This is a genomic window from Staphylococcus sp. 231237_7MaSpsaltlick (assembly GCF_043107035.1).
The window spans coordinates 1-391 of sequence record NZ_JBICNX010000444.1 but is presented as its reverse complement, the minus strand read 5'-3'; the positions used below and the strand labels follow the sequence as shown (position 1 = coordinate 391).

Here is a 391-nt window from a genome sequence, read left to right as displayed (position 1 = left end):
TTGTATACGTTATTCCTAGATTTTTTAAAGCTATACCTGCTCCATTAATAGCTATAATTGTTTTAACAGCATTGTATATGTACACAGGATCTGATGTAAGAACCGTAGGTGATTTAGGCAATATTAAGCAAACTTTGCCTCATTTCTTAATTCCTAACGTTCCTTTTAATTTAGAAACACTTCAAATTATTTTCCCATATTCATTATCAATGGCTATTGTGGGTCTAGTAGAAAGCCTACTTACAGCTAAAATTGTAGATGATGCAACAGATACACACAGTAGTAAAAACAAAGAATCACGAGGTCAAGGGATTGCCAATATTATTACTGGTTTCTTTGGCGGTATGGGAGGTTGTGCTATGATTGGACAGTCTGTAATCAATGTTAAATC

The 391-nt window shown here is 33.8% G+C and carries 1 protein-coding gene; it reads left to right on the top strand.

Annotation, left to right across the window (positions count from 1 at the left end):
- The coding region (locus ACF91D_RS32265) for a SulP family inorganic anion transporter (protein ID WP_392438780.1) at nt 1-391 on the top strand (391 nt) is incomplete at both ends.